Genomic DNA, 14,923 nt, shown 5'->3' with positions numbered 1-14,923 from the left:
TGGCCTTATAGGCTTTCTGGTTATTTAATATGCTGTAATAGTGCATAAATATACACGAATGCGCGAGGGAGTGAGTAGACAAATTGCGGGATTTTGTGAATGGGCAAAATTGACGGCGACGCGGCAGGACTATCGACGGATTGGGCGGATACCGTTATGTTATTCCTCTGCATAAAACGATGACCTGGTGGAACGGCAATGAAAAATAGTGAACTGGAACAACTGATTAATGAAAAACTCAATAGCGCGGCCATCAGTGATTACGCACCCAATGGGCTCCAGGTGGAAGGTCGCGAGACGGTTCGGAAAATCGTCACCGGCGTAACCGCCAGCCAGGCGCTGCTTGATGAGGCCGTCCGTCTTGAGGCGGATGCGGTCATCGTCCACCACGGCTACTTCTGGAAAGGCGAGTCGCCGATTATTCGCGGCATGAAGCGTAATCGCCTCAAAACGCTGCTGGCTAATGACATCAACCTTTACGGCTGGCATCTGCCGCTTGATGCCCATCCGGAGCTGGGCAATAACGCCCAGCTGGCGTCGCTGCTCGGCATTAACGTGATGGGCGAAATTGAACCGCTGGTGCCGTGGGGCGAACTGTCGATGGCGGTCTCGGGCCTGGAGCTGGCGTCGTGGATTGAAGCGCGGCTGGGGCGCAAACCGCTGTGGTGCGGCGACACCGGGCCGGACAAAGTGGCCCGCGTGGCTTGGTGTACCGGCGGCGGCCAGAGCTTTATCGACAGCGCAGCCCGCTTTGGCGTTGATGCATTTATTACCGGCGAAGTTTCAGAGCAAACCATCCATTCGGCGCGCGAGCAGGGGCTGCATTTTTACGCCGCCGGACATCATGCCACCGAGCGTGGCGGAATTCGCGCGCTAAGCGAATGGCTGACGGAAAATACCGAGCTGGATGTCACCTTTATTGATATCCCGAACCCGGCCTGATGAACGGAGGTAAAAGTGCAGCGAGCGCGTTGTTATTTATTAGGTGAAACGGCAGTCGTACTGGAGCTTGAACCTCCGGTGACGCTGGAGAGTCAGAAGCGGATCTGGCGATTAGCCCAACGGCTGGTTGGTCATACCGAGGTGGTGGAAGCCGTTCCGGGTATGAACAACATTACCGTGATACTGCGAAATCCCCAGCAGACGGCGTGGGACGCGATCGAGCGCCTGCAAATCTGGTGGGAGGAGTGCGATACGCTCGAACCGGAATCGCGGGAGATTCTGGTGCCGGTCGTTTACGGCGGCGAAGGCGGTCCGGATTTGGGGGAAGTGGCTCGTCACAGCGGACTGAGCGAAAAGCAGGTGGTGGAGCTGCATTCATCGGTGGAGTACGTGGTGTGGTTCCTCGGCTTCCAGCCGGGGTTCCCGTACTTCGGCGGCCTGCCGGAGCGCCTGGCGATGCCGCGGCGGGCGGAACCGCGTCTGCTGGTGCCGGCGGGTTCGGTGGGGATCGGCGGAGCGCAGACCGGGATTTATCCGCTGGCGACGCCGGGAGGTTGGCAGCTGCTGGGCCGAACGCCGCTGGCGCTATTTGATCCGAAGCGCAAGGAGCCGGTGCTGCTGCGCTCCGGCGACAGAGTGCGTTTCGTCCCGCAAAAGGAGGGCGTATGTTAAAAATCATCCGTGCCGGGATGTATACCTCGGTGCAGGACGGCGGGCGTGAAGGTCTGCGTCAACTGGGCATCAGCCGCTGCGGTGCGATGGATAAACCGGCGCTGGTTACCGCGAATCTGCTGGTGGGCAACGGGGCCAATGCCGCGGCGCTGGAGATCACGCTGGGCCAGGTGGATATTCAATTTGAACGCAGCGGCTGGTTCGCGCTCACCGGCGCCGCCTGCGAGGCGAAGCTTGACGGCGAGCCGGTGTGGGTGGGCTGGCGGACGGCGGTCAAGGCCGGGCAGCGTCTGGTGCTCAAGAATCCACAGCACGGCGTGCGCAGCTATCTGGCAGTGGCGGGCGGCATCGCGGTGCCGAAGGTGCTGGGCTCGCGCAGTACCGATCTGAAAGTGGGTATTGGCGGTCTGGAAGGTCGACGTTTGCAGGATGGAGACCGACTGAAGCTGGGGAAATCGGATAAGCAGTTCCGCGGGCCGCGCGGGGTGAAGCAACTGCCCATCGGCAACCGCATCCGCGCGCTGCCCGGCCCCGAGTATCAGGAGTTTGACAGCGTGTCGCAGGACACTTTCTGGCGTTCGCCGTGGCAGCTTAGCCCGCAGAGCAACCGCATGGGCTATCGTCTGCAGGGGCAACCGCTGAAGCGGACGACCGATCGCGAGATGCTTTCGCACGGTCTGCTGCCTGGCGTGGTGCAGGTTCCGCATAACGGTCAACCTATCGTACTGATGAACGATGCCCAGACCACCGGCGGTTACCCGCGCATCGCGACGATTATCGAGGCCGATATGTATCAGCTGGCGCAAATCCCGCTGGGGCAGCCGATCCACTTTGTTCCCTGCTCTCTGGAGGAGGCGCTGAAGGCGCGCGCCGACCGGCAACGTTATTTTGAACAACTGGCATGGAGACTGAACGATGAAGATTGATTTAAACGCCGACCTTGGCGAAGGCTGCGCCAACGATAGCGCGCTACTGCAGCTGGTCTCTTCCGCCAATATCGCCTGCGGTTTCCATGCGGGCGATGCGGTGATGATGCTGCAGTGCGTGCGCGAAGCGCTGAAATATGGCGTCGCGGTGGGCGCGCACCCCAGCTTCCCCGACCGGGAAAATTTTGGCCGCACGGCGATGCAGCTGCCGCCGGAGACGGTTTATGCGCAAACGCTGTATCAGGTGGGCGCACTGGCGGCGCTGGTGCGCGCGCAGGGCGGCGAACTACAGCACGTCAAACCGCACGGCATGCTCTATAACCAGGCGGCAAAAGATCCGCAGCTTGCTGACGCTATCGCCAAAGCGGTATATGACGTTGACGCCGGTCTGGTGCTGGTGGGCCTGGCGGGCAGCGAGCTGATTCGCGCCGGGCAGCGTTATCAACTGACCACCCGCCAGGAGGTCTTCGCCGACCGCGGCTATCTGGCGGACGGTAGCCTGGTGCCGCGCACCCAGCCTGGGGCATTGATCGAGAGTGAAGAGCAGTCGCTGGCGCAAACTCTGGAAATGGTGCAGCACAGCCGGGTACGCAGCATCACCGGCGAATGGGCGCACGTGGTGGCGGAAACCGTTTGTCTGCACGGCGACGGCGAGCATGCGCTGGATTTTGCGCGTCGCCTGCGCGCGGCGTTCGCCGGACGTAACATTCAGGTGAGCGCGGAAGCAGAAGAATAAAAATAATATTATTAATCAATAAATTAACAACAAACAACACTTCACAACAACATACAGGATGTAATTATGGGAGAGTCATTATCTCTCTGGCCGCTGATCGGCATTGCCGCGATCGTGGTCGGATTTGTTCTGCGTTTTAACCCGGTGCTGGTGGTTATTGTTTCCGGGATCATCACGGGTCTGACGGCGCATATGCCGATCGCGACCATTCTGGAGAAGCTGGGTGAAGGATTTCTCAATACCCGCAATCTGCCGTTTATTCTTCTGTTGCCGCTGGCGGTGATTGGCCTGCTGGAGCGGCACGGTCTGAAAGAGCGCGCGCAGACGTGGATCGCGAAAATCCGCAGCGCCACCGCTGGTCGTCTGCTAATCGTCTATCTTTTCGTGCGTGAAGTGACCGCGGCGATGGGCCTTACCAGCCTGGGCGGTCATCCGCAGATGGTGCGCCCGCTTCTGGCGCCGATGGCGGAAGGGGCGGCGGAAAAAAACTTTGGCGCCTTGCCGGGAAATGTCCGCTATCGCCTGCGCGCGATGTCGGCGGCCACCGACAACGTGGGCCTGTTCTTCGGCGAAGATATTTTCGTTGCCTTCGGGGCGATTATCTTTATGCATAACTTTATGCTGGAGTCGGGGGGCATTCAGACTGAGCCGCTGCATATTGCCTTGTGGGGGATCCCAACGGCGGTATGCGCCTTCCTGATCCACTCTGCCCGCCTGTGGCGCCTCGACCGTCATCTCCAGCGCGAGCTGGACAAGGTTAACGCCGGACAGGCGAAAGGCGGTGCCGCATGAATTTTCAGCAAACCTGGCTGTACTGGCTGGCGGGCGTCGTTCTGCTGGTGGTGGCGGTGATGTCATGGCGCGATAAGGCTAATCCGCGCAGGCTGACAACCGGTCTGTTCTGGGGTCTGTACGGCGTGGTCTTTCTGTTCGGCGACTGGACCTATGCGCTGGTCGGCGACAAGCGCCTCGTCAATATCGGCGTTGGCGTGGTGGTCGTGGTGCTGGCGCTGATCGCCGGATTTGGCGGCGTGCGTCTCGGTCGTTATCACCAGCGCTCGCAGGAAGAACGCAGCGCCAGCGCCGCGCGCCTCGGCAATCGGCTGTTTTTCCCGGCGCTGGCGATCCCGGTAGTGACGGTGATCGGCGTCCTGCTGTTTAATAATTTGCCCTCGCTGCAGGTCGCCATCTTTGGCCCGGGCAATCACGCCACGCTGATTACGCTGTTTTCAATGACCGCGGGCACGTTGATTGGTCTGGTGATGGCTATCCGCATGACCCATGAAACGGCGGTTCAGCCGTTACAGGAAGCTCGCCGTCTGCTGGATTCTGTGGGCTGGGCGTTTATTTTGCCGCAAATTCTGGCGGTTCTTGGGCTGCTGTTTACCGCCGCGGGCGTCGGCAACAGCATCTCCTGGCTGACGCAGCACTATCTGGCGGTGGACAGCCGGTTTATCGCCGTCGCCGTCTATACCCTTGGGATGGCGCTGCTGACGATGGTGATGGGCAACGCGTTTGCCGCTTTCCCCATCGTGACGGCAGGGGTCGGGATCCCGATTCTGGTGCTGCAGCACGGCGGTAACCCGGCGGTGATGGCGGCAATTGGCATGTTCTCCGGCTACTGTGGAACGCTGATGACGCCTATGGCGGCGAACTTCAATATCGTCCCGGCCGCGCTGCTGGAGCTGCCGGACAAAAACGCGGTGATCAAAGCTCAGGTGCCGACCGGCATTATGTTGCTTATCGTGAACGTATTTTTGCTCTATTTCCTGATGTTCCTGTAAGGAGGGATGATGGCTGGCGTATTGATTACCGGTTTTGAACCGTTCGGCGGCGAAGCGGTTAACCCTTCGTGGGAAGTGGTAAAGCAGCTGGATGGCGCTATCATTGCCGGGCAACCGGCGGTGGCGCGGCAGCTGCCCTGCGTCTTCGGCGATGCCCTGACGGCGCTGAACGCCGCGCTGGATGAGCTGCAGCCGCGCCTGATCCTGGCGATTGGTCAGGCAGGCGGTCGCGTCGACATCACCGTTGAAAGAGTAGCGATCAACGTCGATGATGCGCGGATCCCGGACAATAAAGGTCTGCAGCCCATTGACGTACCGATCGTGGCTGACGGTCCGGCGGCGTACTTTAGCACGCTGCCGATCAAAGCGATCGTTGCCGCGCTGCGCAGCAAGGGGATCCCGGCGTCGGTATCGCAGACGGCCGGGACGTTTGTCTGTAATCACGTGATGTACGGTCTGCTGCATAGCCTGCGTAACAGCAGCGGCGTGAAGGGCGGGTTTATCCATATTCCGTATTTGCCTGAGCAGGCTGCGGCTCACCCCGGTGCCGCCAGTATGGCGGTAGAGACGGTGCGTGCGGCGCTGGAAACGGCTATCGCCGTTGCCCTGCAGCAGGATGGCGACGTGAAAATCGGCGGCGGCGCAACGCATTAACACAAGGATATTATTATGCCGGAAGGTCCGGAAATTCGCCGTGCGGCGGATAGCCTGGAAGCGGCGATTAAAGGCGAACCCCTGACTGAGGCGTGGTTCGCCTTCCCGCAGTTACAACATTATCAATCCCAGCTTGTCGGCCAGCGAGTAACACGCATTGAAACACGCGGTAAGGCGCTGTTGACCCATTTCTCCGGCGGATTAACGCTGTATAGCCACAATCAGCTGTATGGCGTCTGGCGAGTGGTGGACGCGGGGGCGCAGCCAGAAACCACGCGCGTGTTGCGCGTTCGGCTGCAGACGGCGCGTAGAGCGATTTTGCTCTACAGCGCCTCCGATATTGAAATGCTGACGCCCGAGCAGCTCGCCCGACATCCATTTTTGCTGCGGGTCGGACCGGATGTGCTCGATATGAGCCTTAGCGTTGAACAGGTTAAAGAGCGGCTGCTGTCGGCGAAATTCCGCAACCGCCAGTTCTCCGGACTGCTGCTGGATCAGGCGTTTCTTGCCGGATTGGGCAACTATCTGCGCGTGGAGATCCTCTGGCAGGTTGGGCTAACCGGTCGTCACAAAGCCTCTGAACTGGATGAAAAGCAGCTCGATGCGCTGGCCCATGCGCTGCTGGAGATCCCGCGTTTGTCCTATAACACGCGCGGTCTGGTGGACGACAATAAGCACCACGGCGCGCTGTTTCGCTTTAAGGTTTTTCATCGCCAGGGTGAGGTCTGCGAGCGCTGCGGCGGGATTATCGAGAGGACCATGCTATCGTCGCGGCCGTTTTACTGGTGCCCCGGATGCCAGCAATAAAAAAACGCGCCTTCAGGCGCGTTTTTTGTCGCTGCGAAAGCTGACTTAGCGAGCGATATCGTTCTTGAAGTCGCGTTTTTCGTAGCCGGTATAGAGCTGACGCGGACGGGCGATTTTCATGCCATCGCTGTGCATTTCGTTCCAGTGCGCAATCCAGCCCACGGTACGCGCCATCGCGAAGATAACGGTAAACATCGAAGACGGAATGCCCATCGCTTTGAGGATGATACCGGAATAGAAATCGACGTTCGGGTAGAGTTTCTTCTCGATGAAGTACGGATCGTTGAGCGCAATGTGCTCAAGCTCCATGGCTACTTCCAGCAGATCGTCCTTCGTTCCCAGTTCTTTCAGCACTTCATGACAGGTTTCACGCATCACGGTGGCGCGCGGGTCGTAGTTTTTGTACACGCGGTGGCCAAAGCCCATCAGGCGGAAAGAGTCGTTTTTGTCTTTCGCGCGACGGACGAATTCCGGAATGTGTTCAACGGAGCTGATCTCTTCGAGCATCTTCAGCGCCGCTTCGTTGGCGCCGCCGTGTGCCGGCCCCCACAGGGAAGCAATGCCCGCAGCGATGCAGGCGAACGGGTTGGCGCCGGAAGAGCCGGCAGTCCGCACGGTGGAGGTAGAAGCGTTCTGTTCGTGGTCGGCGTGCAGGATCAGAATACGGTCCATGGCGCGTTCCAGAATCGGGTTCACTTCATATTTTTCACACGGCGTGGAGAACATCATATTCAGGAAGTTACCCGCGTAGGAGAGGTCGTTGCGCGGATAAACGAAAGGCTGGCCGATGGAATATTTGTAACACATTGCCGCCATCGTCGGCATCTTGGAGAGCAGACGGAATGCGGCGATATCGCGGTGGCGTGGGTTATTTACATCCAGCGAATCGTGATAGAACGCAGCCAGCGCGCCGGTAATACCGCACATGACGGCCATCGGATGAGAATCGCGGCGGAACGCGTGGAACAGACGAGTGATCTGCTCGTGAATCATGGTGTGGCGCGTCACGATGGTTTTAAATTCGTCGTACTGTGCCTGGGTCGGTTTCTCACCGTTTAACAGGATGTAGCATACTTCCAGATAGTTAGAGTCGGTTGCTAACTGATCGATCGGGAAACCGCGGTGCAGCAGGATACCTTCATCACCGTCGATAAAGGTGATTTTAGATTCGCAGGATGCGGTTGAGGTGAAACCAGGGTCAAAAGTAAATACGCCTTTTGAACCAAGACTACGAATATCAATAACATCCTGACCGAGAGTGCCCTTTAGCACATCCAGTTCAATAGCAGTATCACCACCCAGGGTGATTTTTGCTTTAGCATCAGACATTTATGGTCTCCTTAGCGCCTTTATTGCTTAAGACTGCCGGGGTGGTGGATTTGCATTCGGCCCGTAGCAGATGACGTTACCAGTTTGTTATGTTGCACATCGCTCTGCGTCGCGAAAGGGGCAGGGTACAGAGCAAGGGCGCTTGATGGTACGTCTTCAGCCTACGATGAAACAGCAGCAAATCAGCGTTTTAGCAGCCCGAATATTATAAAACTATATACCACTAATAACTGTCCTGATTACATCGGTCAATACTCTCTCACTGTTGCATAACTTATTCTCAGGTAAAAGAGTGACCCCATAACTTTTGCGTATTATTGCATTTATCTGGTAATGGTTGTAACAATAATGTTTAATATTTGTCAAATCAGATGATTAAAAATTAAAAATATGTTGTTATCGTGACATAGATCACTGTTCGGGAGAAAACCCGACAAACTATATGTAGGTTAATTGTAATGATTTTGTGAACGGCCTATACTGCCGCCAGGTCTCCGGAACACCCTGCAATCCCGAGCCACCCAGCGTTATTTTGTCACGCTTTAACTCCTGGAAAGGCGTTTTAACATGACTTTTAGTTATAGATAAGGACGCTGTCTGACCCGCAAGCAGACCGGAGGAAGGAAACAATAAGAACAGCATGTGGGCGTTATTCATGGTAAGAAATGTGAAAAAACAAAGACCTGTCAATCTGGATCTGCAAACGATCCGGTTCCCAATCACGGCGATAGCGTCCATTCTCCATCGCGTATCCGGAGTGATCACCTTCGTGGCGATCGGGATTCTGCTTTGGCTGCTGGGCACCAGCCTTTCCTCTCCCGAAGGTTTCCTCACAGCGGCATCCATTATGGATAGCTTCTTTGTGAAATTCATCATGTGGGGCATCCTGACCGCGCTGGCGTATCACGCGGTGGTCGGTATCCGCCATCTGCTGATGGATTTTGGCTATCTTGCAGAAACTCTCGAATCAGGGACACGCTCCGCCAAAATTTCTTTTGTTATTACTGTCGTGCTTTCACTTCTCGCAGGAGTCCTCGTATGGTAAGCAACGCCTCAGCACTAGGACGCAACGGCGTACATGACTTTATTCTGGTCCGTGCTACCGCTATCGTTCTGACCCTCTACATCATCTATATGGTTGGCTTCTTTGCCACCACTGGTGAAATTTCATGGGAAGTCTGGACGGGCTTTTTCTCCTCCGCGTTCACTAAAGTCTTCACCCTGCTGGCTCTCGTTTCCATTCTGATCCACGCCTGGATCGGCATGTGGCAGGTGTTAACGGACTACGTTAAACCACTGGCCGTGCGCTTAATTCTGCAACTGCTGATCGTTGTTGCGCTGGTGGCTTACGTTCTTTATGGATTTGTTGTGGTGTGGGGTGTGTAATGAAATTGCCTGTCAGAGAATTTGATGCAGTTGTGATTGGTGCCGGTGGCGCAGGTATGCGCGCGGCGCTGCAGATTTCCCAGAGCGGCCAAAGCTGTGCGCTGCTCTCCAAAGTTTTCCCGACCCGTTCCCATACCGTTTCCGCACAGGGCGGTATCACCGTCGCGCTCGGTAATACCCATGAAGATAACTGGGAATGGCACATGTACGACACCGTTAAGGGGTCGGACTACATTGGCGATCAGGATGCCATCGAATATATGTGTAAAACCGGCCCGGAAGCGATTCTGGAGCTGGACCATATGGGTCTGCCGTTCTCGCGTCTCGATAACGGCACGATTTATCAGCGCCCGTTCGGCGGCCAGTCGAAAAACTTCGGCGGCGAGCAGGCGGCACGTACCGCTGCGGCGGCTGACCGTACCGGTCACGCCCTGCTACATACTCTCTATCAGCAGAACCTGAAAAATCACACCACGATTTTCTCCGAGTGGTACGCGCTGGATCTGGTGAAAAACGCCGATGGCGCGGTGGTCGGCTGTACCGCCCTGTGCATCGAGACCGGTGAAGTGGTTTACTTCAAAGCCCGCGCTACCGTGCTGGCGACCGGCGGCGCCGGCCGTATTTATCAGTCCACCACCAATGCGCATATCAATACCGGCGACGGCGTTGGCATGGCGATCCGCGCCGGCGTTCCGGTACAGGATATGGAGATGTGGCAGTTCCACCCGACCGGTATTGCCGGGGCGGGGGTTCTGGTGACCGAAGGCTGCCGCGGCGAAGGCGGCTATCTGCTGAATAAACACGGCGAGCGCTTTATGGAGCGTTATGCGCCGAACGCGAAAGACCTGGCGGGTCGCGACGTAGTGGCGCGTTCCATCATGATCGAAATCCGTGAAGGTCGCGGCTGCGACGGTCCGTGGGGCCCGCACGCCAAGCTGAAACTCGATCACCTCGGTAAAGAAGTGCTTGAGTCCCGCCTGCCGGGTATCCTGGAACTCTCCCGTACCTTTGCCCACGTCGACCCGGTGAAAGAGCCGATTCCGGTCATTCCAACCTGCCACTATATGATGGGCGGTATTCCGACCAAAGTGAGCGGCCAGGCGCTGACCGTCAACGAGCAGGGCGAAGACGTGGTGATTCCGGGGCTGTTTGCGGTAGGCGAAATCGCCTGCGTATCGGTACACGGCGCAAACCGTCTGGGCGGCAACTCGCTGCTTGACCTGGTGGTCTTTGGCCGCGCGGTAGGTCTGCATCTGCAAGAGTCTATCGCCGAGCAGGGCGTACTGCGCGATGCGACGGATGACGAGATCGACGCTTCTCTGGAACGTCTGAACCGCTGGAACGGCAACCGGAATGGCGAAGATCCGGTCGAAATCCGCAAAGCGCTGCAAGAGTGTATGCAGCATAACTTCTCGGTATTCCGCGAAGGGGATGCGATGGCGAAGGGCCTTGAGCAGCTGAAAGCCATCCGCGAGCGCCTGAAAAACGCCCGTCTGGATGATACTTCCAGCGAGTTCAACACCCAGCGCGTTGAGTGCCTGGAGCTGGATAACCTGATGGAAACCGCTTACGCCACCGCAATGTCTGCAAATTATCGTACCGAAAGCCGCGGCGCGCATAGCCGCTTCGACTTCCCGGATCGTGATGATGAAAACTGGCTGTGCCATTCCCTGTATCTGCCAGAGTCGGAATCCATGACGCGTCGTAGCGTCAATATGGAACCGAAACTGCGTCCGGCATTCCCGCCGAAGATTCGTACTTATTAATGCGGAGACAGGAATATGAAACTCGAGTTTTCAGTTTATCGTTATAACCCGGACGTAGACGATGCTCCGCGTATGCAGGATTACACCCTGGAAGCGGAAGAGGGTCGTGACATGATGCTGCTGGATGCGTTAATCCAGCTGAAAGAGAAAGATCCGTCGCTGTCGTTCCGTCGCTCCTGTCGTGAAGGGGTATGCGGTTCCGACGGTCTGAACATGAATGGTAAAAATGGTCTGGCGTGTATCACGCCGATCTCCGCGCTGAATCAGCCGGGTAAGAAAATTGTTATCCGTCCGCTGCCAGGATTACCGGTTATCCGTGATTTGGTGGTAGACATGGGGCAATTCTATGCACAATATGAGAAGATTAAGCCTTACTTATTGAATAATGGGCAAAATCCTCCGGCTCGTGAGCATCTGCAGACGCCAGAGCAGCGTGAGAAACTCGATGGTTTGTACGAGTGTATTCTCTGCGCATGTTGTTCGACTTCTTGTCCGTCGTTCTGGTGGAACCCGGACAAGTTTATCGGCCCGGCTGGCCTGCTGGCCGCGTATCGCTTCCTGATCGACAGCCGCGATACCGAAACCAGCGATCGCCTCGAAGGGCTGAGCGATGCTTTCAGCGTATTCCGCTGTCACAGCATTATGAACTGCGTCAGTGTGTGTCCTAAGGGGCTGAACCCGACGCGCGCCATCGGCCATATTAAGTCGATGCTGCTGCAGCGCAGTGCGTGAGTAACCCGGTCTGTCCCGGATGGCGCTACCGCGTATCCGGGCAATCCGAAGCAGTAGCCCCGGCAAGCGTTCGCGCCGCCGGGGGATATAGCAGGAAATCTTTAAAAACCGCCAAATATGTACCAGTAATCAAGGCGTTCAGAGCGAGGTAAGGCGGCAACTGAACGCATCCCCGGGAGCATAGTGAACTATGTGACCGGGGTAAGTGAAGGCAGCTAACGCAACCGCAGCCTGAACGCCGAAGATTAATGGCAGTTTTTAAAGGTTCCTTAGCGGACGAAACCACAACTCCTCCGCAACAAGTGAACCCCGGCACGTACAACTTCTGTGCGTGGTAGTTTCTACGGCGAAATAAGCATATAAATGCTTAAGGGATCACGATGCAGAACGGCGCAATGAAAGCCTGGCTGGACTCTTCTTACCTCTCTGGTTCGAACCAGAGCTGGATAGAACAGCTCTATGAAGACTTCTTAACCGATCCTGACTCTGTTGACGCCAACTGGCGTTCTATGTTCCAGCAGTTACCTGGCACCGGAGTCAAACCGGATCAATTTCATTCCAAAACGCGTGATTATTTCCGCCGCCTGGCGAAGGATGCCTCGCGTTACACTTCTTCGATTTCCGACCCTGACACCAATGTGAAGCAGGTTAAAGTCCTGCAGCTCATCAACGCATACCGCTTCCGTGGTCACCAGCATGCGAATCTCGATCCGCTGGGACTGTGGCAGCAAGAGAGAGTGGCGGATCTCGATCCGGCTTACCACGATCTGACCGAGGCCGATTTCCAGGAGATCTATAACGTAGGTTCTTTCGCCATCGGCAAAGATACGATGAAGCTAGGCGATCTGATCTCCGCCCTTAAGCAGACCTACTGCGGCTCCATCGGCGCGGAATATATGCATATTACCTCCACCGAAGAAAAACGCTGGATCCAGCAGCGCATTGAGTCGGTAGCAGGCAAAGCGAACTTTAGCGCCGAAGAGAAAAAACGCTTCCTCAGCGAATTGACCGCGGCGGAAGGCCTGGAGCGCTACCTCGGCGCGAAATTCCCGGGCGCTAAACGCTTCTCGCTGGAAGGCGGCGACGCGCTGATCCCGATGCTGAAAGAGATTATCCGCCACGCGGGTAAGAGCGGCACCCGCGAAGTGGTGCTGGGTATGGCGCACCGCGGACGTTTGAACGTGCTGGTCAACGTGCTGGGTAAAAAACCGCAGGACCTGTTCGACGAGTTCGCCGGTAAACATAAAGAACACCTCGGCACCGGTGACGTGAAGTACCACATGGGCTTCTCTTCCGATATGGAAACCGAAGGCGGCCTGGTGCACCTGGCGCTGGCGTTTAACCCGTCGCATCTGGAAATCGTCAGCCCGGTGGTTATCGGCTCCGTCCGCGCTCGTCTCGATCGTCTCGACGAACCGAGCAGCAACAAAGTTCTGCCGATCACCATTCACGGCGACGCCGCGGTAACCGGCCAGGGCGTGGTTCAGGAAACCCTGAACATGTCCAAAGCGCGCGGTTACGAAGTCGGCGGTACCGTACGCATCGTTATCAACAACCAGGTGGGTTTCACCACTTCCAACCCGCTGGATGCGCGTTCTACCCCGTACTGTACCGATATTGGTAAAATGGTCCAGGCGCCTATTTTCCATGTGAATGCCGACGATCCGGAAGCGGTCGCTTTCGTGACTCGCCTGGCGCTGGACTTCCGTAACACCTTTAAACGCGATGTCTTCATCGACCTGGTGTGCTACCGCCGTCACGGCCACAACGAAGCCGACGAGCCGAGCGCAACCCAGCCGCTGATGTATCAGAAAATCAAAAAGCATCCGACCCCGCGCAAAATCTACGCTGACAAGCTGGAAGCGGATAACGTCGCGACGCTGGAAGACGCCACTGAGCAGGTTAACCTCTACCGTGACGCGCTGGATGCCGGCGAATGCGTGGTGAAGGAGTGGCGTCCGATGAATATGCACTCCTTTACCTGGTCTCCGTACCTCAACCACGAGTGGGATGAGAGCTATCCGGACAAAGTTGAACCTAAGCGTCTGCAGGAGCTGGCAAAACGCATCAGTACGGTGCCGGAAGCCGTTGAAATGCAGTCGCGCGTGGCGAAAATCTACGGCGATCGTCAGCTTATGGCCGCCGGCGAGAAGATGTTTGACTGGGGCGGCGCGGAAAACCTCGCCTACGCCACGCTGGTCGATGAAGGTATTTCGGTGCGTCTGTCCGGCGAAGACTCCGGGCGCGGAACCTTCTTCCACCGCCATGCGGTGATTCACAACCAGAAAAATGGCTCAACCTATACGCCGCTGCAGCACGTGCACAACGGCCAGGGCCATTTTAAAGTCTGGGACTCCGTGCTGTCGGAAGAAGCGGTGCTGGCGTTTGAATACGGCTACGCCACCGCTGAGCCGCGCACCCTGACCATCTGGGAAGCGCAGTTCGGCGACTTCGCCAACGGCGCGCAGGTGGTCATCGACCAGTTCATCAGCTCCGGCGAGCAGAAATGGGGCCGTATGTGCGGCCTGGTGATGCTGCTGCCGCACGGCTACGAAGGCCAGGGCCCGGAGCACTCCTCCGCGCGTCTGGAGCGCTATCTGCAACTCTGCGCTGAGCAGAATATGCAGGTTTGCGTACCGTCCACCCCGGCGCAGGTTTACCATATGCTTCGTCGCCAGGCGCTGCGCGGCATGCGTCGTCCGCTGATCGTGATGTCGCCGAAATCGCTGCTGCGTCACCCGCTGGCGGTATCAAGCATGGACGAACTGGCTAACGGCACTTTCCAGCCAGCGATCGGTGAAATCGACCAGCTCGATCCGAAAGCAGTGAAGCGGGTTGTGCTGTGCTCTGGTAAGGTTTACTACGACCTGCTGGAACAGCGTCGTAAAAACGAGCAAAAAGATGTCGCTATCGTTCGCATAGAGCAGCTCTATCCGTTCCCGCATCAGGCGGTACAGGAAGCGCTGAAGCCTTATGCGCACGTGCATGATTTTGTCTGGTGCCAGGAAGAACCGCTCAACCAGGGCGCGTGGTACTGCAGCCAGCATCACTTCCGTGAAGTGATTCCGTTTGGGGCCTCTCTGCGTTATGCAGGCCGCCCGGCCTCCGCCTCTCCGGCGGTAGGATACCTGTCCGTTCACCAGAAACAGCAACAAGATCTGGTCAATGACGCGCTGAACGTCGATTAAT

General features: G+C 57.2%; 14 protein-coding genes. 13 read left to right on the top strand and 1 reads right to left on the bottom strand.

What is annotated here, in order from left to right:
- The first annotated feature begins 198 nt into the window (after positions 1-198).
- The 8 genes from ABLV12_RS20725 (at position 199) to nei (ending at position 6,521) form a co-directional block, all read left to right on the top strand.
- Positions 199-942, top strand: coding sequence for a type 2 GTP cyclohydrolase I (locus ABLV12_RS20725; RefSeq protein ID WP_004100265.1), 744 nt, complete (start codon positions 199-201; stop codon positions 940-942).
- 15 nt (positions 943-957) lie between these two features.
- Positions 958-1,614 (top strand): 5-oxoprolinase subunit PxpB, encoded by a 657-nt coding sequence (gene pxpB / locus ABLV12_RS20720; RefSeq protein WP_004100266.1) that lies wholly within the window; start codon positions 958-960, stop codon positions 1,612-1,614.
- Positions 1,608-2,540, top strand: a complete 933-nt coding sequence (gene pxpC / locus ABLV12_RS20715) for a 5-oxoprolinase subunit PxpC (protein ID WP_004100268.1) — start codon at positions 1,608-1,610, stop codon at positions 2,538-2,540. Before pxpB ends, pxpC begins: the two co-directional genes overlap by 7 nt.
- A complete protein-coding gene (gene pxpA / locus ABLV12_RS20710) occupies positions 2,530-3,276 on the top strand; it encodes a 5-oxoprolinase subunit PxpA (protein WP_004100269.1) in 747 nt (248 codons plus the stop codon). Before pxpC ends, pxpA begins: the two co-directional genes overlap by 11 nt.
- Positions 3,277-3,342: 66 nt before the next feature.
- A complete protein-coding gene (locus ABLV12_RS20705) occupies positions 3,343-4,068 on the top strand; it encodes a DUF969 domain-containing protein (protein ID WP_023320579.1) in 726 nt (241 codons plus the stop codon).
- Positions 4,065-5,060, top strand: a complete 996-nt coding sequence (locus tag ABLV12_RS20700) for a DUF979 domain-containing protein (protein ID WP_004100273.1) — start codon at positions 4,065-4,067, stop codon at positions 5,058-5,060. Before ABLV12_RS20705 ends, ABLV12_RS20700 begins: the two co-directional genes overlap by 4 nt.
- Positions 5,061-5,069: 9 nt before the next feature.
- Positions 5,070-5,714 (top strand): pyroglutamyl-peptidase I, encoded by a 645-nt coding sequence (pcp, locus tag ABLV12_RS20695; RefSeq protein ID WP_016807947.1) that lies wholly within the window; start codon positions 5,070-5,072, stop codon positions 5,712-5,714.
- A gap of 15 nt (positions 5,715-5,729) precedes the next feature.
- Complete coding sequence (gene nei / locus ABLV12_RS20690; RefSeq protein WP_016807948.1) at positions 5,730-6,521, top strand: endonuclease VIII; 792 nt, start codon at positions 5,730-5,732, stop codon at positions 6,519-6,521.
- A gap of 45 nt (positions 6,522-6,566) precedes the next feature.
- Here nei and gltA read toward each other — a convergent pair whose 3' ends face one another.
- Positions 6,567-7,850, bottom strand: coding sequence for a citrate synthase (gltA, locus tag ABLV12_RS20685; protein ID WP_004100276.1), 1,284 nt, complete (start codon positions 7,848-7,850; stop codon positions 6,567-6,569).
- 640 nt (positions 7,851-8,490) lie between these two features.
- On the opposite strand from gltA, the gene sdhC reads away from it, so the two are divergent.
- The 5 genes from sdhC (at position 8,491) to sucA (ending at position 14,922) form a co-directional block, all read left to right on the top strand.
- Positions 8,491-8,895: a succinate dehydrogenase cytochrome b556 subunit gene (gene sdhC, locus ABLV12_RS20680; RefSeq protein WP_004100277.1), complete on the top strand. Its 405-nt coding sequence runs from the start codon at positions 8,491-8,493 to the stop codon at positions 8,893-8,895.
- Positions 8,889-9,236: a succinate dehydrogenase membrane anchor subunit gene (gene sdhD, locus ABLV12_RS20675; RefSeq protein ID WP_004100278.1), complete on the top strand. Its 348-nt coding sequence runs from the start codon at positions 8,889-8,891 to the stop codon at positions 9,234-9,236. The genes sdhC and sdhD overlap by 7 nt, the downstream gene beginning before the upstream one ends.
- Entirely contained in the window at positions 9,236-11,002 is a 1,767-nt protein-coding gene (gene sdhA, locus ABLV12_RS20670) for a succinate dehydrogenase flavoprotein subunit (RefSeq protein WP_004100279.1), read from the top strand. Before sdhD ends, sdhA begins: the two co-directional genes overlap by 1 nt.
- A 15-nt stretch (positions 11,003-11,017) precedes the next feature.
- On the top strand, positions 11,018-11,734 hold the full coding sequence (gene sdhB / locus ABLV12_RS20665; RefSeq protein ID WP_004100281.1) for a succinate dehydrogenase iron-sulfur subunit SdhB: 717 nt from the start codon (positions 11,018-11,020) through the stop codon (positions 11,732-11,734).
- A 380-nt stretch (positions 11,735-12,114) separates the two neighbouring features.
- Positions 12,115-14,922: a 2-oxoglutarate dehydrogenase E1 component gene (gene sucA, locus ABLV12_RS20660; RefSeq protein WP_004100282.1), complete on the top strand. Its 2,808-nt coding sequence runs from the start codon at positions 12,115-12,117 to the stop codon at positions 14,920-14,922.
- The last annotated feature ends 1 nt before the right edge of the window (position 14,923 follow it).

It is taken from the genome of Klebsiella sp. CN_Kp100 (assembly GCF_040065315.1).
In the GTDB taxonomy this organism is placed as follows: Bacteria; Pseudomonadota; Gammaproteobacteria; order Enterobacterales; family Enterobacteriaceae; genus Klebsiella; species Klebsiella oxytoca.
Note: the sequence above shows the minus strand (reverse complement) of the source record. Positions and strands in the feature narration are given on the sequence as shown.

Excerpts from the sequence above, each read along its gene's own strand:
- ABLV12_RS20725 (WP_004100265.1), top strand. The coding sequence starts at position 199 with ATGAAAAATAGTGAACTGGAACAACTGATTAATGAAAAACTCAATAGC.
- pxpC (WP_004100268.1), top strand. The coding sequence starts at position 1,608 with ATGTTAAAAATCATCCGTGCCGGGATGTATACCTCGGTGCAGGACGGC.
- pxpA (WP_004100269.1), top strand. The coding sequence starts at position 2,530 with ATGAAGATTGATTTAAACGCCGACCTTGGCGAAGGCTGCGCCAACGAT.
- ABLV12_RS20705 (WP_023320579.1), top strand. The coding sequence starts at position 3,343 with ATGGGAGAGTCATTATCTCTCTGGCCGCTGATCGGCATTGCCGCGATC.
- ABLV12_RS20700 (WP_004100273.1), top strand. The coding sequence starts at position 4,065 with ATGAATTTTCAGCAAACCTGGCTGTACTGGCTGGCGGGCGTCGTTCTG.
- pcp (WP_016807947.1), top strand. The coding sequence starts at position 5,070 with ATGGCTGGCGTATTGATTACCGGTTTTGAACCGTTCGGCGGCGAAGCG.
- nei (WP_016807948.1), top strand. The coding sequence starts at position 5,730 with ATGCCGGAAGGTCCGGAAATTCGCCGTGCGGCGGATAGCCTGGAAGCG.
- gltA (WP_004100276.1), bottom strand. The coding sequence starts at position 7,850 with ATGTCTGATGCTAAAGCAAAAATCACCCTGGGTGGTGATACTGCTATT.
- sdhC (WP_004100277.1), top strand. The coding sequence starts at position 8,491 with ATGTGGGCGTTATTCATGGTAAGAAATGTGAAAAAACAAAGACCTGTC.
- sdhD (WP_004100278.1), top strand. The coding sequence starts at position 8,889 with ATGGTAAGCAACGCCTCAGCACTAGGACGCAACGGCGTACATGACTTT.
- sdhA (WP_004100279.1), top strand. The coding sequence starts at position 9,236 with ATGAAATTGCCTGTCAGAGAATTTGATGCAGTTGTGATTGGTGCCGGT.
- sdhB (WP_004100281.1), top strand. The coding sequence starts at position 11,018 with ATGAAACTCGAGTTTTCAGTTTATCGTTATAACCCGGACGTAGACGAT.
- sucA (WP_004100282.1), top strand. The coding sequence starts at position 12,115 with ATGCAGAACGGCGCAATGAAAGCCTGGCTGGACTCTTCTTACCTCTCT.